This is a genomic window from Asticcacaulis sp. DW145, from assembly GCF_037101385.1.
GTDB lineage: Bacteria > Pseudomonadota > Alphaproteobacteria > Caulobacterales > Caulobacteraceae > Asticcacaulis > Asticcacaulis currens.
This window is the reverse complement of sequence record NZ_AP029025.1, coordinates 1,195,024-1,214,900: the sequence shown is the minus strand read 5'-3', so window position 1 is coordinate 1,214,900 and position 19,877 is coordinate 1,195,024. Positions and strand designations below refer to the sequence as shown.

Below are 19,877 nucleotides of genomic sequence, written 5' to 3'. Positions count from 1 at the left end.
AAACGATAAGTCTTTACGGATTACAAGTCTTCAGGATATCGCCCATGCGCGCTTTTGCCTCGGCTCCTTATGTTTCCACGCTTTTCAAACGTTCGGCTTCCCGGCTTTTGCTGAGCGGTGTTCTGGCCCTGTCTGTGGCGGCGTGCTCCGGTCAGAAGGGAGAGGCGGAAAAGAAACCCGCCGAAGGCGCGCTGGTCGAAGCGACCGTAGCCAGTGAGGCCGTTGCCCCTCTGGTGGTCTCCGGTGCCGGTACGGTTGCCGCGTGGCAGGAAGCGCCGATCGGGGCCGAGGTCGGCGGTCTGACCGCCACCGCCGTGCTGGCCGACGAAGGCCAGTATGTGACGCAGGGCCAGCCGCTTCTGAAGATGAACGACGCGGTGCTGCGCGCCCAGCTTCAGCAGGCGCAGGCGGGCGTCCAAAGCGCGAAGGCGCAGGCGGTCGAGGCGCAGCGCGCCTATCAGCGCTACAAGGAACTGTTCGATAAGGGCTATGCCTCTCAGGCCGCGCTGGATCAGAAGGAGGCGGCCTACAAGACGGCTGCCGCTCAGGTGGCGACGGCCGAGGCCAGCGCCGTGCAGGCCCAGACCCAGCTGGATCGCGCCGTGGTGCGCGCCCCGGTATCCGGTCTGATCACGGCGCGCACGGCTGTGGCGGGTCAGATCGTGGCCCCGGGCACCGAGCTGTTCCGCATCGTGCGCGACAATCGCATCGAAATGAATATGGAAGTGGTCGAAACCCAGCTCAGCGCCGTCAAGGCCGGTATGAGCGCCACCGTCACCGGCGAAACCGGTCAGAGCGTCACCGGCACGGTGCGCGTCGTGACCCCGGCGGTCAATCAGCAGACGCGGCTGGGCTATGCCCGCATCAGCATCCCCGCCAATGCCGGGTTCAAGCCGGGCCAGTTCGCGCGGGCCTCCATCACGGTGGGCGAGCAACCGGCGGTTCTGGTGCCACAAAAGGCCGTCGTCTATCAGCAGAACCAGCCGGTCGTCTTCGTCGTCGGTGCCAGCAACAAGGTGAGCGGCCGCAAGGTCAGGACGGGCGACCGCCGCGGCGACCGCATCGTCATCGCCGAGGGCGTGCGCGCCGGTGAAAAAGTGGTGACCAGCGGGGCGGGCTTCCTAGTCGATGGCGACGCGGTGCGCGTGGCGAAAACCACCGTCCCCGCCGGTGCCGAAAAGGCCGGGGGCCAGTAATGAACAGCCCCGTCACGCCTCCCACCCGCGGCAGCATCTCTTCGTGGTCGATCCGCAACCCCATCCCGACGGTCCTGTTCTTCATCGTCATGACCATTGTCGGCTGGGGTGCGTTTCAGGCCCTGCGTATCAATAATTTTCCCGATATCGACCTGCCGGTGGTGACCGCCACCTACATCCAGTCAGGCGCGGCCCCGACGGAGCTGGAAACCCAGGTGACGCGGCGCGTCGAAGACGCCGTCTCCGGCATCGGTTCGGTCAAGCACATCACCTCCTACGTCAATGACGGGGTGTCCACGACCGCCATCGAGTTTCAGTTGGGGGTCAATCTCGAAAAGGCGACCAACGATGTGCGCAATGCCGTGGCCCAGATCCGCTCGGACCTGCCGGCCGACGTGCAGGACCCGATCATCCGCCGCGAAGAGGCGTCGGGCGAGGCCCTGATCAACTACATCATCCGCGGCGACGGCCTGAACCCTGAGCAGTTGTCGTGGTTCGTCGATAACGACATTTCCAAGAAGATTCTCGCCAATAAGGGCGTCGCCAAGCTGACGCGCATCGGCGGGGTGACGCGCGAAATCCGTATCCAGCTTGATCCGGCGCGTCTGGCGGGTAAGGGGATTACGGCGGCCGAGGTGTCGAACCAGTTGCGCGCCACCAATGTCAACCTGCCCGGCGGGCGGCTTGAGGTCGGCGGGGCGGAGCAGTCGATCCGTACGCTCGGCAATGCCGGTTCCGTCGATGCCCTGCGCGAAACGCGTATCGCCCTGTCCAATGGCGGTTCCGTGCGTCTGGGCGATCTGGGGCAGGTCATCGACACCTGGGCCGAACCGCGCGAACGCGCGCGTTTCAACGGCAATGAGGTGGTGGGCTTTGCGGTCTATCGCTCCATTGGCTCTTCCGAAGTCGATGTCGCCGAGTCGGTGCGCAAGTCGATGGACGCTATTCGTAAAGCCCACCCGAACATGGTGATCGAAGAGGTGACGGCCTCGGTCGATTGGGTCAAGGAAAGCTATCTGGCCTCGATGGAAACCCTGCTGATCGGGGCCATCCTCGCCGTGGTGGTGGTCTGGCTGTTCCTGCGCGACCTGCGGGCGACCTTCGTGTCGGCCATGGCCATGCCCATGTCGCTGCTGCCGACCTTCTTCGTCATGTATGTGCTCAACGACTCGTTCAACATCGTGTCGCTGCTGGCCCTGTCGCTGACCATCGGTATTCTGGTCGATGACGCCATTGTGGAAATCGAAAACATCGTCCGGCACATACGCGACGGCAAAAAGCCCTATGAGGCAGCGATCGAAGCCGCCGACGAAATCGGTCTGGCCGTGGTGGCGACGACGGCCACCATCATCGCCGTCTTCGCGCCGGTCGGCTTCATGCCGGGCATTGTGGGGCAGTTTTTCAAGAGCTTCGCTGTCGCGGCCTGCGTTTCGGTCTTCTTCTCGCTGGTGGTGGCGCGGACCCTGACCCCGTTGATGGGCGCCTATCTGATGCGCGCCAATCCGGGCAAGGAACACGACGATCCGTTCTGGATGAAGGGCTATCTGAGCAGCCTGAGATGGGGGCTCGAAAGCCCCTTCTACTGGCGCACGCTTCTGTGGACGCTGGGGATCACGCTCGGCGGGCTTCTGCTGCTGCTCGGTGGGGCAGAGTTCGCTACCAAGGGGGCGGGCCTGCTGCTGGGGGCGATCGGTCTGGGCGTGCTGGTGGGCGGTCTGGGGCTTGGCCTGATCAGCGGGCGCGCCGTCGTGCACGCGCGCTGGCCGCTGGGGCTGATGTTACTGGCGTTTGCGGCGCTGGCGCTGTTCATGCTGGCCGGACCCTTCCTGCCGCCGCCGCCAACAGCTCCGGCAGCGCCACCCAAGGGCATAGGTGCCTTTATCGGGGCCGGGATCGGCTTCGCTATCTTCGCGGCCCTGGCCTACGGCGTGTGGACGCTTCTGCGCAAACACGGGGGTGACGGCATGAAGATGCGCTGGGGCATCCTCATGGCCGGTATCGGCTTTTTCGTCCTGTCGATCTTCATTTCGACCAAGCTGCCCGGCGAATTCATCCCGGTCGGTGACAACGGGCGCTCCTTCCTGTCCATCGAAATGCCGCCGGGCACGCGGCTGGATGAGACCGACGCCGTGGTCATTTCGATCATGGACGAGCTGAAAAAGCGCCCGGAGGTCAAGAGCGCCTTTGCCTCGGTCGATCTGCGCAAGGCCAGCCTGACCATCAACCTGATCCCGCGCCACGAGCGCAAGCTCACGCAGCAGCAGTTTGAGTCCGATTTCAACACCTTCGTGGCGCGTTATCCGGGCGTGCGCGCCTCCTTCGGTCAGGAGGGCGGCGGGGGCGGCATCGTCTCCTTCACCCTGGCGTCGGACGATCCGCAGGCGCTGGAGCAGGCGTCGCGCGAACTGGAGCGGCAGATGCGCGGATTGTCCAGCCTGCGCAACGTCTTCTCGACCTCCAACCTGTCGCGGCCCGAAGTGCTGGTGACGCCCAAGGCCGATCAGGCGGCGCTGATGGGCGTATCGTCTCAGGCCATTTCTCAGGCGGCGCGTGTGGCGACGGTGGGCGACTTCGACCAGATCCTGGCCAAGTACAATATCGGTGACCGTCAGGTGCCGATCCGCGTCCTGATGGATACGCAGGCCCGCACGGTGGTGGACACGCTGGCCGAGCTGAAGGTGCCGACCAATCACGGTGTGGCTGTGCCGCTGGAGGCGGTGGCCGATGTGCGCTTCGGCTCCGGCCCTATCCAGATCACCCGCATTGACCGCTCGCGTACCGCCACGGTGAAGGCCAACCTGCCCGACGGGGTGCCGGCCGGCGTGGCGCAGGACGCCGTGCGCAACCTGCCGATCATGAAAAACCTGCCTGCCGGGGTACAGGAACTCGTCACCGGCGATCAGGAAAGTCAGGCCGAACTGGGGCAGGGCTTCGGCGTCGCCATCGGGACGGGCATCATGCTGATGTATGTGGTGCTGGTGCTGCTGTTCCGCAGCTTCACCATCCCCATCACCATCCTGACGGCTCTGCCGCTGAGCTTTGGCGGAGCCTTCCTGCTGCTGCTGGTGACGGGGAAGTCTCTGTCCATGCCCGCCCTGATCGGCCTGATCATGCTGACCGGCATTGCGGCCAAAAACTCGATCCTGCTGGTCGAATATGCGCTGGAGGCCATCAATCGCGGTATGCCGCGCATGGACGCCCTGATGGACGCGGCGCACAAGCGGGCGCGACCCATCCTGATGACCACCGTGGCCATGGGGGCGGGCATGTTGCCCATCGCCATCGGCTGGGGTGCCGACGTCGCCTTCCGCGCGCCGATGGCCATTGCGGTGATCGGCGGACTGATGACCTCGACGCTGCTGTCGCTGCTGTTTGTGCCGGTGGCCTATACGCTGGTCGATGATTTCGCGCAGTTTCTGGGGCGGCATACGCGCAAATATTTCCGCGCCCAGAAGGAGACCGATCCGGAAACCGTGGCGGGGGAATAAAGCCCTACATCTCCCTGGCTATGCCGGGGAGGGGGACCGCACGATGCGGCAAAAGCCGCTGAGATGTGGTGGTGGGGTGTCTAGAGCGAAATGACTTTAGGTGGAAACGTCATTTCGCTCTAAATTTTTGTTTTGTCGCGATGTTTTTGCGGAAAACCGCTCACACTTTTCCGCACATCGCTCTAACCCCGATCACAGACGCTGACGACCTATCAAACAAGGTTAGCCTTGCGGTTCAATGTCCACCCCACCCCCACGCCCTGCGGGCGCGGTCCCCCTCCCCGCCAGCGGGGAGGTGTAGTCAGGCCTTAGCTCCGTCGGCGATCAGGAAGTCGCGGATCGAGTCGGCGGACACGTCTTTGGCTACAAAGGCTTCGCCGATCCCCTTGACCAGCACAAAGACCAGCTTGCCGCCCTCGGCCTTCTTGTCGTGGCCCATATGGCGGATCAGCGTATCCGCATCAAAGGCCGTGTTGCGAATCTGCGTCATCTGCGTCGGCAGGCCTGCCCTGGCAATGGCCGCCACGGCGCGGTCGGCCTCGGCCTGCGCACACAGGCCCATGCGCGCCGAATAGCGGAAGGCCATGCCCATGCCGATGGCCACGGCCTCGCCATGCAGCAGGGTATCGCCAAAGCCCAGCTCGGCCTCCAGCGCGTGACCGAAGGTGTGCCCCAGATTGAGCAGGGCGCGTTGCCCGCCCTCGCGTTCGTCGGCGGCGACGATCTCGGCCTTCATCTCGACCGAACGGCCCACGGCGTGCTCAATGGCCGCCGCTTCCAGCGCCAGCACGGCCTGATCATGGGCCTCCAGCCACTCGAAAAAGGCCTTGTCGCCCAAAAGGCCGTACTTGATCACCTCGGCATAGCCGCAGCGGATTTCGCGCGCCGGCAGGGTGGCCAGCACGTCGAGATCGCACAGGACCAGACGCGGCTGATGGAAGGCCCCGATCAGGTTCTTGCCCTTCGGGTGGTCGATGGCCGTCTTGCCGCCGACGCTGGAATCGACCTGCGCCAGCACGGTGGTGGGGATCTGCACGAAGTCGATGCCGCGCATATAGATGGCCGCCGCAAAGCCGGTCAGGTCGCCGATAACGCCGCCGCCCAGTGCGATAATCACGTCCTTGCGGTCCAGCCCCGCCTCGACCAGACCGTCGGTCAGGGCCTTGAGGCCCTCCCACGACTTGGTTTCTTCCCCGGCAGGCAGGGTCAGGATCTGCGCGGCAATGCCTTCGGCCTCCAGCACCTCTTTCAGGCGTCCGGCGTGCAGCGGCCCCACATGGGTGTCGGTGACGATCAGGGTGCGGCGGTTTTTAAGAAAAGGCAGGACACGGCGACCGGCCGACGCGATCAGACCGGCGCCGACCTCGACCTCATAGGGGCGGAAATCGCCGCCGGATACGGGGAGTGTGGGCATTATTTCGTTTCCAGAAAGCGCTTGAGCGCGCCGATAACCAGTTCAACGCTCTTGCCGTGCGACTGATCGCCGGTATCGACCGTAATATCGGCCCTGGCGTAGAAGGGGTAGCGTTTGGCCTCGTGCTCGCGCAGGACCTCCATCGGGTCGCGGTCGCGCAGCAGTGGGCGATGGCTGCGGTTGGCGACGCGCCGCGCGATGACGCGCAGATCGGTCTTCAGCCACACGGTGACGGCCTTTTGCCGGATGATGTCGTGGGTGGCGGGCTGCACAAAGGCCCCGCCGCCGGTCGCCAGTATCTGCGGCCCATCGTCAAGCAGGCGCGCAATGACCTTTTGCTCGCCGTCGCGGAAACCGGCCTCACCAAAGGCGGCAAAGATGTCGGAGACGCTGAGGCCTGCGGCTTTTTCGATCTCTTCGTCGGCGTCGCGGAAGGGTACAGCCAGCGCGTCGGCCAGCCGTCGGCCCACCGTGGTCTTGCCCACGCCCATCAGCCCCACCAGCGCCACCGGGCGCGGCAGGATCAGACGCGGTTCAGTCGGTTTCGAGGTCTCAGGCACGACGCGCGCGCCCCGTGCGCGGAAAAACGATATGCATGGAGGTGCTTTACACGATGTTGGCCCGATTTAGCCAGTCATAAACCAAATTGCTTTGATAGTGCCCAAGATCGTCCCAAGGACGGCCAATCGCCCCCGTTTCGAAAGCCAGACCATGCGTCCCGATCCGCTCACCGCTTTCTTCCAGATGCTCAGCGTCGAACGTAATGCCTCACCGCGCACCTGCGAGGCCTATGGTCAGGACCTGCTCGATCTGCGCAGCCATGCCGGGGTCGATGCCGAGGGGCTTTTGACCCTCAGCGAAAGCCATATTGCCGGGTTTTTTGCGGCGCTGGATGCGCGCGGACTGGCTTCATCGACGCTTCAGCGCAAGCGCGCCGCCGTGCGGCAATTCTATCGTTTCTGTGTACGCGAAGGGCTGAGCGACATAGACCCCAGCCGCAAGATCGCCGCCGCCAAAAAAGGCCGGCCCCTGCCGAAAATCCTCAGCCGCGAAGAGGTGGACGCCCTGATCGCCGCCGCCGACGCGAAGGACGCGCATCAGGCCATCCGCCTGCAATGCCTGATCGAGATCGCCTATGCCTCAGGGATGCGGGTGTCGGAAATCGTCGCCCTGCGCCTCGATGCCGTGCAAAAGGACCCGGCCTATCTGATCGTCAAGGGCAAGGGGGGCACGGAGCGGCTGGTGCCGCTCAACCAGTCGGCACGCACGGCGATCAAGGATTATCTCGATATCCGGCCGCTGTTTCTGGGAGCGAAAGACAAGGCCAACCCCTTTCTCTTCTGTTCGCGCGGGGCGCAGGGGCACCTGACGCGCCGCCGGGTGGGGCAGTTGCTGGACGAGGCGGCGCTGGAGGCCGGGATCGACCCGGCGCGCGTCTCGCCCCACGTCCTGCGCCATGCCTTTGCCACCCACCTGCTCGAAGGCGGGGCCGACCTGCGCGTCGTGCAGACGCTTCTGGGGCACGCCGACATCTCAACGACACAGGTCTATACCCACGTGGCCACCGAACGCCTCAAAGAGGTGGTCGAAACGCACCACCCGCTGTCGAAACGCCGATTTGGGTGAATCATTTCGCGCGCGGCGTCCGGTCCGGGCATATTGCCCCCTGAGCCGACTTAAGCTAAACGCCAAGGTTTGTAACGGAAACCGAGTCCCCGGAAGATCATGCGCCATTATCTCGAATTCGAACGTCCGATCGCCGATCTGGAAGCCAAGATCGAGGAATTGTCGGCCCTGTCGTCTTCGGGGGGGGCTAATCTCGACACCGAAATCCGCGCCCTGCGCGAACGCACCCAGGTGCTGATCAAAGAAACCTACGATCGCCTTGAGCCGTGGCAAAAGACCATGGTCGCCCGCCACCCGGAGCGCCCGCATCTGGTCGATTATCTCAATGGCCTGATCGAGGATTTCGTCGAGCTGCGCGGGGACCGCAAATTCGGCGACGATCAGGCGATTGTCGGCGGTCTGGGGCGTTTCCGCGGGCGGTCTGTGGTCGTGATGGGCCACGAAAAGGGCCACGACACCAATTCGCGCCTGCGCCACAATTTCGGCATGGCGCGCCCGGAGGGCTACCGCAAGGCGGTGCGCCTGATGGATATGGCCGAACAGTACGGCCTGCCGGTCATCACCTTTGTCGATACAGCCGGGGCCTATCCGGGCATCGGGGCCGAGGAGCGCGGTCAGGCCGAGGCCATTGCGCGTTCGACCGAGCGCGGCCTCACGCTGAAGGTGCCGTTTGTCGCCACCGTCACCGGTGAAGGCGGGTCGGGTGGGGCCATCGCGCTGGCAGCCGCCAACCGCGTGCTGATCCTTGAACACTCGATCTATTCGGTCATCTCGCCGGAAGGCGCGGCCTCGATCCTGTGGCGTGACGGCTCGCGCGCCAAGGACGCCGCCGATCAGATGAAGATTACCGCCACCGACCTGCTGAAACTGGGTATCGTCGATCGCATCATCGAAGAACCCGCCGGCGGCGCGCACGCCGACAAGGACGCGGCGATCAAAAAGGTCGGCGATGTGGTGGAATCCGAGCTTCAGGCGCTGGACTACCTGTCGCCGGATCAGCTTGTGGCCCAGCGCGCCGAACGCTTCTACAAGATCGGCCAGACGGGACTGGTTTAACTCAGAACCCCACCGTCTTTGGCGCATCGCCTTTGGCAAAGGTCAGGCTCTTGGTCACGCCGTTGAGGCGCACATTGACCAGTCCGACGCCGGTTTTGCGCGAGTTCGGGAACAGGCCATAGGCGACCGTCACGGTCTTCGGAACGCCGTTCAGCTTGCCTTTAAAGGTGAATTGCAGGTCGTCGCCCCAGGCTTCGTAAGCGAAAAAGTCGAGCCTCTGACCATTGATCGTGAAGGCGTTGCGCAGGTGGGCTTCCAGCGCCTTGAGGGCATCCGGATCATCCACGGAGGGTTGCGCGTCGGGGGCCAGCTCGACCAGCTCCGGCTCGCTGTCGTGCGCCGACAGGGTATGTGTCACCGTCACTGCGCCGTCCGGGGCGATTTCCACCACGCTTAGCGTGTGATGGCCGCGATGGGCCAGTGCCGGAGAGGCGAGCATCAGGGCCGCCCCTCCCAGCAGGAAACCGCGTCGGATCACTTCTTGTCCGCCTTTTTGGGCTGGGTCTTCAGGCTGTCCGGCGTGACGACCAGATCGTCGTCCTTCATGCGGTTGGGGCCGTCTTCGCCTTCGCGGACCTCAAAGCGCTGTTCGTCGATCTTGCGCGGGAAGGCGTTGTTGGAGACATCGGCGTCCGCCGTTTCCCACAGCGGGTCGATGACCGCCTGTTTCAGCGTTTTCAGCGTCGCGTACTGCCACGTCACCTGACGCGGATCATAGCGCCAGACCTCGGCCGGGATACGCACGGTTTCGGAGGTGCCGTCGGTGAAGTCCATCTTGAGGATCACCGGCATGACCAGCCCGCCCTTGTTACGGAAGGTGAAGTTGTAGAAGTTGTCCTTCACCGCCAGCGCCTCTTTCAGGTCCGGGTCGATGTCCTTTTGCAGGTCGGCATACTTCTTCTTCTCCTTGACCGTGGGTTCCCACTTGTCGTCGGTATTGTAGTAATCGACCGTGGCCGGATCGGTCTCAACGACCGTCTTGCCGGTATTGCGCGCGGCGGTCAGCGAGTCGGGCTGCGCGTCGTCCTGCACTTTTTCCCAAGCCTTTTCGACAACCGGGTCGCGGGTATTGAGGCGGGCCTTCTTCACATCGGCCAGCTCTATATCCACGTGGTCGGTCGAATAGAACCAGCCGCGCCAGAACCAGTCGAGATCGGTTCCCGATGCCTCTTCCATTGTGCGGAAGAAGTCATAGGGGGTCGGACGCTTGAACTGCCAGCGGCGCGAATATTCCTTGAAGGCGAAGTCGAACTTTTCGCGCCCCAGCACGGTTTCGCGCAGGATGGTCAGCGCCGCCGCCGGCTTGCCATAGGCATTGTTACCGAATTGCGGGATCGATTCCGAATTGGTCATGATCGGCACCTGATTCTCGCTCAGCATGTACTCGACCATCGACTTGGGCTCACCGCGACGGGTGGGGTAGTCCTTGTCCCATGCCTTTTCGGCCTGAAACTGGAGGAAGGAGTTGATACCTTCGTCCATCCACGTCCATTGACGCTCGTCGGAATTGACCGTCATCGGGAACCAGATGTGGCCGATTTCGTGGATAACCACGCCGATCAGGCCGTACTTGGCGCGTTCCGTATAGGTCAGCTCCCCCGTCTTCTTGTCCTTCACCGGGCGCGGGCCGTTGAAGGTGATCATCGGATATTCCATGCCGCCGACCGGCCCGTTGACCGACTGCGCCGTCGGGTAGGGGTAGGCGAAGGCGAACTTGCCATAGACGTTCAGCGTGTGGGCGATCGACTTGGTCGAATAGGCGTCCCACAGCGGGCGCGCCTCCTTCGGGAAGAAGGACATGGCCATCACGGTGGGGTGCGCCGGGTCGGCATTCTTGACACCTATGGCGTCCCAGATGAATTTGCGCGACGAGCCGAAAGCGAAGTCACGCACATTGTCGGCCTTGAACTTCCACGTCTTGGTGCCCGTGGCCTTGCCTTTTTCGGCGGCGGCGGCCTCATCGGGCGTGACGACATAGACCGGGGCCGCCGCCGTCTTCGCCTCCGTGAAGCGCTTTTGCTGCGCCGGGGTGAGCACTTCGGACGGGTTGAGCAGTTCGCCGGTGGCGGAGACGACGTGATCAGCGGGGACAGTCAGCTCGACCTCATAGTCGCCGAATTCCAGCGTGAACTCGCCCGACCCGATAAAGGCCTTGTTGTGCCAGCCTTCATAGTCCGAATAGACGGCCAGCCGCGGGAACCACTGCGCCCCCAGAAAGATGCAGTTGCCGTCTTCGCCCGGCTTGGTGAAGCATTCATAGCCCGAACGGCCGCCAACCACCTTGGTTTCGGGCAGGGGCACGCTCCACGACACCGTAAAGGTCAGGCTCTCGCCCGACTTCAGCGGCTGCGCCAGATCAATACGCATCAGGGTGTCATTAAGCGTGAAGGGCAGGGCGCTGCCGTCGGCGGCGGTGACCTTCAGGTCGTTAAAGCCGCCTTCCCACACCTGCATGCGCTTGACGCGGCGCACTTCGCCCACCGAAATCTCTTTCGACGGCGACACGGTGTCGGTCAGTTGCGCGATCGAGTCGCGCTTGTAACTGTTCTGATCGAGCATCAGCCACAGATAGCGCAGCGTATCGGGCGAATTGTTCTTGTAGGTGACGGTTTCCGAAGCCGTCAGGGTGCGCGTCGCTTCGTTCAGCGAGGCCTTGATGCGGTAATCGACCTTCTGCTGCCAGTAGCGATAGCCCGGCTCACCGGCGGCGTTACGGTAATCGGTGGGCGTTGGCCATTCTTCGCCTTCCAACTGACGGAACTTGTCCTCAAAACGGCCCTTGGTCTGTTCGACCGGATCGGCCAGTGCGACGGAGGTGACGGCCGGCAGGACGAAGACGCACGAAGCGAGCAGCAGCTTTTTAAACACGGATGACCCCAGCGAAAACGATAAGCGGACGGGCGGGCGGTTTTTCGCACCCCCCAGTGCCACAAAAAAGTCTTTATACGTTCCTTTTGAAACGAATTTTGCAGGATGCGCAAGCCTAATCCGCCGCCCCTGTGCGCAAAGCGAACGGCGGAGTGGGGGCTTAAGCGCCGGTCTTCTCGCCGGTGGCGGCGGCCAGCGCCTTTTCCATCGTCACCTGATGCGGATAGGGGATGTAGATGCCCGCCGCGCCGAATTCTTCCTTGACCGATTTCAGCACATCGGCGCGCACCTGACCGTGCTGAGCCACCGTCACCTGCGCCGTCACCTTAAGCTGCACGCCGTTGTCGGTGAAGTTCTCGACCCCGGCCCAGACGTCCGGCGTGGACAGGGTGCCGGGGTGCGACGCGGTGACTTTTTTCAGAATGGACAGGGCCTTATCGAGATCGGTGGCGAAATCGACCGTCACCAGTATGGCCAGGGTGCGGTGGCCGTAATGGCTGATATTGATGATGCGGTCGGAAAAGATCTTGGCATTGGGGATATAGACCTTGTGGCTGTCGCCATTGGTCAGCTCGGTCGAAAACAGGCCCAGCCGCCCGACGGTGCCGGTCACGTCACCAATCGTCACCGTATCGCCGATGCGATAGGGTTTTTGTACCAGCAGCATGATGCCTGAGGCGACGTTGGACAGCGTGCCTTGCAACGCCAGACCGATGGCCAGAGACGCCGCCCCCAGCACGGTCAGGATCGAGGTCGTCTGCACCCCCAGCCGGTTGAGGATGACCACCAGACCGACCACCATGATTAGCCACCACACCACCTGCGACAGGAATTCCGGCAGGGTGCGGTCGGCGTCGGAATGGGCGTAGCGCTTGGCCGTATTGCGCACCGTGTTCGACAGCCATTGTGACAGGAACAGGGTGAACATCAGGATCAGGGCGGCGATCAGCAGGTTCGACAGGAACTCCGAATGCTGAGTCAGGTCGTCCCAGAAGGTTTGCACATTAGCAACGAAATAGCCGAAGCGCTGCGGAATTTCGCGAAAATCGAACGTCATATCCTTGCCTCACAGGCCATTGAAATAGGTCTTGGCTTCGGGCCGCCACAGGGGTTTCAGGGCGGCGTAGGGCACGACATAGTATTCGCCCATGCACACGCCCATGACGTGCGGCAGGTCTTGCAGACTGAAGACCAGCCCCTTGTCGTTAAAAGACAGCGCATAGCCGTAGCCGAGGTCGTCGCTCAGGCATTCGTCCTGATCCTTATCGCCGACGAACCACGGTGATTTGGGGGTCAGTTTGGCTTTGAGTGCCTGATACTCCGGGGTTTCGACCGGGGCGCCGTCCGTGTCGGTTCTGGCCGGTCGTGCATAAAGTTTCAGTACGCGGTCGGGGTCCAGCGCCTGACCGGTCTTCAGGTCGTAGGTGGTGCGGTTCCAGAAATTATTGGGGTGCGCGCCACCGCAGAAGGTCGAGCCGGACTGTTCCACCGTCATCAGGGTGGCGCTCATATAGGTCACGTCGGTGGTGGTCTCATCGAAGCCGCCCGCCGTCCCGGCCGCAGGATTGTCGTCCTTGCTTTCGGCCAGACAACTCAGCGCGCCATCGACCATCTGAAAACGCAGCCCGTCCAGCAGCCGGTTGGCTAGGGGCAGGGTTTTAGCGTCCGGCGCGCGGGTCAGGCGCACGCCGGATACGCCCGTCGTCTTGTCGGTGACGGCACGCACGGCGAACGCGCCGTGGTCTGTCGCCTTGCCTTCGGTCAGGCCGGAATCGTATAGGCGGCTGAGATAGGGGTTATCGAGCGCTGCGACGGGGCTGTCGTAGGACAGGCTGGAGCGCAGGCTGGTCGCTTCGGCCACGCGTTCAGCCGGGGTAAAGCGGCGTTCGGCGACCTTTTTCAGCACGATGTCACGATTGATCTTCTTGCCCGCCTGACCCAGCCACTGACCGCTGAGGCCCGTCGCTGTGGCCTTCAGTTGCAGCCTGCCGACCAGCGGGCAGGTGTCTTCCCAGCAGTTGGTGCGCTCCTCAAAGCTGAGCGGGCCGCTGGCCTGTAAAGGGATGCTCAGATGATAGCGGCTGTAGAAATACTGCGCCGTGGTCAGATTGCCCTGTCTGACGATCTCGATGACCACCGGCGCCTTGCCGATCGTGCCCTCATACACGGTCTGGGTCGCGGGGACCTGTGCCAGCGCCGAACCGGCGGCTGAGACGGCCAGCAGCGTCGTTGCGAAAAACCCCTCAAGCCTCATCGGGCGCCCCCTCGGATGTGCGGACCTTGCGCCGCTGTCTGAAAAAGTCTTTTAGCACCTGACTCGTCTCGGCCTCAAGCACGCCGCCGGTGACGTCGGGGGCCCAGTGGCAGGTCGGCTGCGCAAAAAAGCGCGGGCCGCTCTCTACCGCGCCGCCCTTGGGATCAGAGGCCCCATATATCACCCGTCCGATACGGGCGTGCGACAGCGCGCCGGCGCACATGGCGCAAGGTTCCAGCGTCACATAGAGCCACAGATCGGTCAGGCGATAATTGCCGACAACCTGCCCCGCCGCGCGTAAAGCCAGTATTTCGGCGTGGGCCGAGGGGTCATTAAGACTAATGGGCGCATTTTTTGCACGCGCAATGACGGTTTTACTTGACGGATCGTAGATTAAAGCGCCTATCGGCACCTCGCCGGCCTGGGCGGCCTTTTCGGCCTCGTCCAGCGCCAGACGCATCAGGGTTTCGTCAGTCATGTCCTGTGGGGAGTCCATAGGGGTTGATGACCGGCAAACCGCTGCGGCGTCAAGTTAAAAGGCCCTGCGTGAGCAGGCCCAGTCAGGAAAATGATGATGTCTGAAGACCATAATACGCCCGAATCCGCCGCTCCGACCGAGAGCGTTGCCAGCGACGCCGCCCCCAAAAAATCCTACGTCAAAAAGCCCGCGGCCAAGAAAGGCCCGGCTGACAAGTCCTTTGGTAAGCCCGCGCGCCCGCCGGAGCGCATCGCCAAGGTGCTGGCGCGTGCCGGTCTGGCCTCGCGCCGCGAAGTTGAGCGTCTGATTGGCCTCGGCAAGATCGCCGTCAATGGCCGCCTGCTCGACACCCCGGCGACCACCGTGTCGCCCGACGACCTGATCACCGTCGAAGGCAAGCCGATCCGTAAGGCCGAGCCCACCCGCGTGTGGCGCTACCACAAGCCGGTCGGTCTGATGACCACCCATCAGGACCCGCAGGGCCGCCCCACCGTGTTCAATTCGCTGCCGCAGGAACTGCCGCGCGTGATTTCGGTGGGCCGCCTCGACATCAATTCCGAAGGTCTGCTGCTGCTGACCAATGACGGCGAACTGGCGCGCGCGCTGGAGCTGCCGACGACCGGCTGGACGCGGGTCTATCGCGTGCGGGCGCTGGGGCGCACCACGCAGGCGGCGCTCGACACGCTGAAAAACGGCGTGACGGTCGAAGGCGTGCAGTACGGTCCCATCGAAGCCAGGCTGGACAAGGCGCAGGAAAAGGCCGACGGCCGCGCCAATCTGTGGATCACGGTGTCGCTCAACGAAGGCAAGAACCGCGAAGTCCGTAAGGTGCTCGACAGCCTGGGCCTGAAGGTCAACCGCCTGATCCGTCTGGCCTACGGTCCGTTCCAGCTCGGCGATATCGAGCCGGGTGAAGTCGAGGAAATCGGCCCGCGCGTCGTGCGCGAGCTGCTGGGCGACAAGATCGACCCGCGCAACCTGCCGTCGGAAAACGAGACCCAGACGCGCACGCCGATGCGTCTGCGCCGGACCGAAGGCGAGGGCGCGCCACGCACCGGCCGTCGTGGGGGCGGTGAACGCTTTGCGTCGAAGGGCGAAGGCCGTGAGGAACGCCGCGAGCGCCCGATCAGCCGCGAAGAGGCCTTCCGCCGCAAGTACGAGGCCAAGGAATTTGGCGACCGCGATTTCGATGAGCGCCCGCGCTTTGAAGGTGACGGGCAGGCGCGTGATCGCCGTCCGGAACGCGAGGAGCGCGAATGGACGCCGCGCGCCGAGCGTCCCAGACGAGACTTCAATACCGGCGAGTTCAAACCGCGCGGCGAAGGCAGTTTCAAACCGCGTGGCGACCGTCCGCAGCGCGATTTCAAGCCGCGCGGTGAGGGGGACTTCAAGCCCCGTGGCGAACGCAGCTATGGCGACAAACCGCGCTTTGACAAACCGCGTGGCGAACGCCCGGCAGGTGACCGTCCGCAGCGTGATTTCAAACCACGTGGCGAAGGTGACTTCAAGCCGCGTGGCGAACGCAGCTACGGCGACAAGCCGCGCTTTGACAAACCGCGTGGGGAACGCCCGGCGGGCGACCGCCCGCAGCGTGATTTCAAGCCGCGCGCTGAGGGTGACTTCAAGCCGCGGGGCGAACGTAGCTACGGCCACAAGCCGCGCTTTGATAAGCCGCGTGGCGAGCGTCCGGCGGGTGACCGTCCGCAGCGTGATTTCAAGCCGCGCGCTGAGGGCGACTTCAAACCGCGCGGTGAGCGCAGCTTCGGCGACCGCCCGGCGGGCAAGTCGTTTGGCGGTAAGCCCGGTGGTGGCAAGTCCTTCGGGGGCAAGCCGGGTGGCTTTAAATCTGACGGGTTTAAATCTGGCGGGCGTCCGGGCGGCTTCGCCGGTAAGGGCGCGCCGCGCAAGCCGCGTCCGGAGTAAGTCCGCATGCGCATCGTTGGTGGTGAGTTTCGCGGGCGCGCCCTCAGCGCCCCCGAAGGCCAGAACACCCGCCCGACCTCGGACCGGGCGCGTCAGGCCGTGTTCAACATTCTGGAGCACGCCGAGTTCGCCCCCAACCTCAACGGGGCGCGGGTGATGGACGTCTTTGCCGGTTCCGGCGCGCTGGGGCTTGAGGCGATGTCGCGCGGGGCGGCGTTTTGTCTGTTTGTCGATACGGACGACGCGGCGCGCGGCGCCATCCGCGACAATGTCGAAGCGTTTGGCCTGTTTGGCGTCACGCGCATCCACCGCCGCGACGCCACGCAACTGGGGGTAAGGCCCGGCGGCGGGTCGGAAGCCTTCGATCTGGTGTTTATGGATCCGCCCTACCGTAAGGGTTTGGTACAGCCGGCGCTGGAGGCGTTGCGAAACGGGAACTGGCTGAGCGGTGAGGCCCTGATTGTGGCCGAATTGGCCGCCGATGAGGACTTTTTTGCCACGGAACTGTGGCAAATAATCGACACCCGAACCTATGGTCCGGCGCAGGTCCTGTTCCTGAAACAAAAAATTCTTACAGAATTTTAACTACTCAAATTACTGATTTTTATATCTATTTTGACATGGCCCATCCGGGCTGTGGCTAAATTAACCCATTTCGCAGAAAATTCGTATTGACGAGTTTTTTATTGTGTCCCCAATATGTCCTTAACAAGGTGTAAACCGCGCTGTGCGGCACGTTTAATGCACTGAAGCTCCCTTAAGGGGCGGGATTGAACTGTTATAAATTGGGGTGATGTTATGACGGCAGAAGCGATCAAGCTTGAAGGCGGCAAGAAGCGCCGCGACGGCCTGAAGGTTATTCTGATGGCCGGTCTCAGCGTTCAGGCCTGGGCCTTCCTGATGGGTGTCGGGATTATCGTTCTCAACGTGACGCGTTGATTTTGTAGCCTGTGGCGTTTGCCGCGGGTTTTTTTATGGCTGTTTCAACCGGGTATGGGGTTCAGGGGGAAACTGACCTTGTTATCCCGGTTGTGGGTCTGACCTAAAGCTCCGGTCTGACGGGACATAGACCGCATGAGCCGACGGGGGAGTGGGGCTTAGGGTGAGTGAGCCGGATGAGGTGCGCTCACCCTGATCGCCCTTGAAAATCGCACCGCGAATATAGGTGGTTAAGCTTCCGACGTATGCTGCGGGCGTTTCTATGGGGTAAGGCGTAATCGGTAGAAGCCACAGGTTTCACAGATCGCACAGATTAACCGCGTTGCGGTGCCAGCACCGGCGCGCAGCGCCCTTCTGTGCTTTCGGGGGCCGGGACTCTTTCTCACCACGGATAGACACAGATGGCGGCTTTGCCGCCAACACGGATATCCGTGCCAGACGAACGTAGTTCGTCATCCGTGTCTATCCGTGGTTAAATAACACCGTTTGACGTGTCGTCATATTTAAGGTGTTTCGCCACGAAAAGCACGAACATTCGAATAGCGGACAGGCCTCCGCCCAAAAGCCACTGAACAGCGTGCGACCCGTCGGTGTTTCAGGCGCTTCGCGAAAAAAACGCTGCGACACCTTTCGTGCTTTTGGTGTTTTTCGTGGCAAATCTCTATCTTCGACCGAACAGCTTTTCGATATCTTTCAGCTTCAGTTCGACATAGGTCGGGCGGCCGTGATTGCACTGACCCGAATGGGGGGTGGCCTCCATCTGCCGCAGCAGGGCGTTCATTTCGGAGGCCGACAGCCGCCGCCCGGCGCGCACAGAGTTACGACATGCCATATTGCCGCAGATTTCGGCCATCCGCTCTTTGAGGATCAGGGCCTGACCGTTTTCGGCAATATCGTCGGCCAGATCGCGGATCAGCCCGGCCACGTCACCATCGCCGATCAGGGCCGGGACTTCGCGCACCAGAATCGTCGCCGGGCCAAAACTTTCGATCATCAGGCCAAAGCCTTCCAGATCGTCGCGCCGCGCCATCAGGCGGCTGACATCGGCGGGGTCGAGATCGACGATTTCCGGGATCAGCAGGGTCTGACGCGCCACATTGCCTTCGGCCATCATGGTCTTCATGCGCTCATAGACCAGCCTTTCGTGGGCCGCGTGCTGATCGACGATAATCAGGCCGTCTTTGGTCTGCGCCAGAATGTAGGTCTCGTGCAACTGCGCCCGCGCAGCCCCCAGAGGATAGGACTCAAACTCCGGCGGCAAGGGCTGGCTGAGCACGCTCAGATCAACCCCCGCTTCGGCCAGGCCGCTGTCCTCCGGCCGCTCCATCGTGGGTGCGGCCTCGACAAAGTCTCTTTCGACTCTGGCCGACGGGGCAAAGGTCAGGTCGGTATTCCACGCCGGCTGGTAGTTAGGGTGCGGCTGGTCCGGCGTCGCATAGGCGCGGGGTTGATAGCCTCCATTCAGGGACAGGGTGGGTTGCATCGGCGCACGATAGCCCGACGACAACGGATTGAAGGCGCTGAGCGCCTGATCGGCGACGGTGGTCGCGGCGCGGTGCCCGGCCGAGGCCAGGGCGTGTTTCAACGCCCCGATGATCAGGCCGCGCACCAGATTGGGGTCGCGGAAGCGTACCTCGGCCTTGGCCGGGTGGACATTGACGTCGATATCCTGCGGGTCGGTCTCGACATAGAGCACCGCCATCGGGTGGCGGTCGCGGGCCAGAAAATCGGCATAGGCCCCGCGCAGCGCCCCGGTCAGCAGCTTGTCGCGCACCGGGCGGCCATTGACGAACAGGTACTGATGCTGGGCATTGCCGCGCGAAAAGGTCGGCAGTCCCGCATAGCCGGTCAGCCGGACGCCCTCGCGCTGCTGATCAATCAGCAGGGCATTGTGGCCGAAATCATCGCCCAGCAGCGCGGCCAGGCGCTTCAGACGCCCCTCAAATCCGGCCTCTTCGGGATAGAGGCGCAAGGACCGCTTGCCATCCAGCGTCAGCGAAAAGCCGACATCCTCGTGCGCCATGGCCTGACGCTTGACCTCTTCGCTGATCGCCATGTTCTCGGCGCGGTCGGTCTTCATGAACTTCAGCCGCGCCGGGGTGGCGTAAAACAGGTCCTTCAACTCGACCCGCGTGCCGTGCGGGCGCGAAAAGGCGGCGGGGCGCAGCGGCGACATCGCCCCGGCATCGACCGTAATGGCAATGGCGCCGTCCATGCCTTTGGCGCGCGAAGTGATGTCGAGACGCGCCACGGAGCCCATGGACGGCAGGGCCTCACCGCGAAAGCCGAGCGTCTGGATATGCAGCAGATCCCAGGTGCCGTCGGCCTGCGGTTTCAGCTTGGAAGTGGCGTGGCGTTCGACCGCCAGCGGCAGGTCTTCGGCGTCCATGCCGCGCCCATTATCCTCGATCAGGATGCGCGACAGGCCGCCCATATCGGCGAAAATGTCGATCTGCGTCGCCCCGGCGTCGATGGCGTTTTCGACCAGTTCCTTGATGGCCGAAGCCGGACGCTCGACCACCTCGCCGGCGGCGATGCGGTTGATGGTGTCCTGAGGCAGGCGGGAAATATGGGCCATTGACCCAATTTAGTTGAGTCCGGCTGTGGGGGCAATGTCGGGAAGGGAATTAACCAC

Annotated in this window: 15 protein-coding genes; 7 read left to right on the top strand and 8 right to left on the bottom strand. The window is 63.2% G+C overall.

What is annotated here, in order from left to right; translation table 11 throughout:
• The first annotated feature begins 44 nt into the window (after positions 1-44).
• Positions 45-1,196: an efflux RND transporter periplasmic adaptor subunit gene (locus AACH73_RS16785; RefSeq protein WP_272741775.1), complete on the top strand. Its 1,152-nt coding sequence runs from the start codon at positions 45-47 to the stop codon at positions 1,194-1,196.
• Entirely contained in the window at positions 1,196-4,684 is a 3,489-nt protein-coding gene (locus AACH73_RS16780) for an efflux RND transporter permease subunit (protein WP_272741776.1), read from the top strand. The genes AACH73_RS16785 and AACH73_RS16780 overlap by 1 nt, the downstream gene beginning before the upstream one ends.
• A 301-nt stretch (positions 4,685-4,985) precedes the next feature.
• Here the strand turns inward: AACH73_RS16780 and aroB are convergent, their stop codons facing one another.
• Together aroB and AACH73_RS16770 are read right to left on the bottom strand one after the other, a co-directional pair.
• Complete coding sequence (gene aroB / locus AACH73_RS16775) at positions 4,986-6,101, bottom strand: 3-dehydroquinate synthase (RefSeq protein ID WP_338736361.1); 1,116 nt, start codon at positions 6,099-6,101, stop codon at positions 4,986-4,988.
• Positions 6,098-6,658: a shikimate kinase gene (locus AACH73_RS16770; RefSeq protein ID WP_272741777.1), complete on the bottom strand. Its 561-nt coding sequence runs from the start codon at positions 6,656-6,658 to the stop codon at positions 6,098-6,100. Before AACH73_RS16770 ends, aroB begins: the two co-directional genes overlap by 4 nt.
• 151 nt (positions 6,659-6,809) lie before the next feature.
• Here AACH73_RS16770 and AACH73_RS16765 point away from each other — a divergent pair, with 151 nt between their 5' ends.
• Positions 6,810-7,724 (top strand): tyrosine recombinase, encoded by a 915-nt coding sequence (locus AACH73_RS16765; RefSeq protein ID WP_272741939.1) that lies wholly within the window; start codon positions 6,810-6,812, stop codon positions 7,722-7,724.
• A 96-nt stretch (positions 7,725-7,820) separates the two neighbouring features.
• On the top strand, positions 7,821-8,780 hold the full coding sequence (locus AACH73_RS16760; protein ID WP_272741940.1) for an acetyl-CoA carboxylase carboxyltransferase subunit alpha: 960 nt from the start codon (positions 7,821-7,823) through the stop codon (positions 8,778-8,780).
• Position 8,781: 1 nt separating this feature from the next.
• On the opposite strand, the gene AACH73_RS16755 is transcribed toward AACH73_RS16760, so the two are convergent.
• From AACH73_RS16755 to tadA, 5 genes are all read right to left on the bottom strand, one after another.
• Positions 8,782-9,258, bottom strand: coding sequence for a DUF6702 family protein (locus AACH73_RS16755; protein WP_272741778.1), 477 nt, complete (start codon positions 9,256-9,258; stop codon positions 8,782-8,784).
• Positions 9,255-11,648 carry a M1 family metallopeptidase gene (locus AACH73_RS16750; RefSeq protein WP_338735933.1) on the bottom strand — a complete coding sequence of 798 codons (2,394 nt, stop codon included), beginning with the start codon at positions 11,646-11,648 and terminating at the stop codon, positions 9,255-9,257. The genes AACH73_RS16755 and AACH73_RS16750 overlap by 4 nt, the downstream gene beginning before the upstream one ends.
• 160 nt (positions 11,649-11,808) lie before the next feature.
• Positions 11,809-12,705 (bottom strand): mechanosensitive ion channel family protein, encoded by an 897-nt coding sequence (locus AACH73_RS16745; protein WP_272741780.1) that lies wholly within the window; start codon positions 12,703-12,705, stop codon positions 11,809-11,811.
• A 9-nt stretch (positions 12,706-12,714) separates the two neighbouring features.
• Positions 12,715-13,902, bottom strand: a complete 1,188-nt coding sequence (locus AACH73_RS16740; protein ID WP_272741781.1) for a hypothetical protein — start codon at positions 13,900-13,902, stop codon at positions 12,715-12,717.
• Positions 13,892-14,380: a tRNA adenosine(34) deaminase TadA gene (gene tadA / locus AACH73_RS16735; protein ID WP_272741782.1), complete on the bottom strand. Its 489-nt coding sequence runs from the start codon at positions 14,378-14,380 to the stop codon at positions 13,892-13,894. Before tadA ends, AACH73_RS16740 begins: the two co-directional genes overlap by 11 nt.
• 96 nt (positions 14,381-14,476) lie before the next feature.
• On the opposite strand from tadA, the gene AACH73_RS16730 reads away from it, so the two are divergent.
• The 3 genes from AACH73_RS16730 to AACH73_RS16720 all read left to right on the top strand — a co-directional run bounded on the left by AACH73_RS16730 (position 14,477) and on the right by AACH73_RS16720 (position 17,242).
• A complete protein-coding gene (locus tag AACH73_RS16730) occupies positions 14,477-16,303 on the top strand; it encodes a pseudouridine synthase (protein WP_338735932.1) in 1,827 nt (608 codons plus the stop codon).
• 6 nt (positions 16,304-16,309) lie between these two features.
• Positions 16,310-16,888 (top strand): 16S rRNA (guanine(966)-N(2))-methyltransferase RsmD, encoded by a 579-nt coding sequence (gene rsmD, locus AACH73_RS16725; RefSeq protein WP_338735931.1) that lies wholly within the window; start codon positions 16,310-16,312, stop codon positions 16,886-16,888.
• Between the two features lie 213 nt (positions 16,889-17,101).
• On the top strand, positions 17,102-17,242 hold the full coding sequence (locus tag AACH73_RS16720; protein WP_013480909.1) for a hypothetical protein: 141 nt from the start codon (positions 17,102-17,104) through the stop codon (positions 17,240-17,242).
• Between the two features lie 661 nt (positions 17,243-17,903).
• On the opposite strand, the gene mutL is transcribed toward AACH73_RS16720, so the two are convergent.
• Positions 17,904-19,820: a DNA mismatch repair endonuclease MutL gene (gene mutL / locus AACH73_RS16715; protein WP_338735930.1), complete on the bottom strand. Its 1,917-nt coding sequence runs from the start codon at positions 19,818-19,820 to the stop codon at positions 17,904-17,906.
• Positions 19,821-19,877: the final 57 nt, after the last annotated feature.